This window comes from Streptomyces millisiae (assembly GCF_031845425.1).
Lineage (GTDB): Bacteria > Actinomycetota > Actinomycetes > Streptomycetales > Streptomycetaceae > Streptomyces > Streptomyces millisiae.
On sequence record NZ_JAVREM010000436.1, the window covers coordinates 1 to 379 of the forward strand.

1 pseudogene is annotated in these 379 nt (G+C 69.4%); it reads right to left on the reverse strand.

From position 1 onward, the window contains the following. Positions 1-299: pseudogene (locus RNC47_RS37465) on the reverse strand (hypothetical protein); the annotation flags it as partial. Between the last annotated feature and the right edge of the window lie 80 nt (positions 300-379).

A 379-nucleotide genomic window follows, 5' to 3' on the forward strand; every position in this document is an offset into this window, starting at 1 on the left:
CGCTCCCAGGCTCCGGTGTCGAGGACGCACACGCCCTTCTCCGGGCACAGCCGCTGTGCTTCCTGGCGGATCTGTGGTTCCGCCGGCGCCGGGTAGACCGGTACGCCGAGGTCTGCCCGGCTCGCATGGACGTACAGGGTGCCGTGCTCCCCTTCTCCCGGCACATCCGTGTCGATGCCGACACAGGGCACGCCGTACGACTTCCAGTGAGCGAGGAGGTAGGCGAGCATCGTCGACTTGCCCGCGCCACCCTTTCCGATGAAGGCAACCCGGCGGCCCCCGGAGGGCAGCACCGGCACGGGGCGAGGATTCATGGCACCGGACGGTACAGCCCCGCCGCGTGATCGAGAGGCCCGACCGGTACCAATGCGGACAGGTT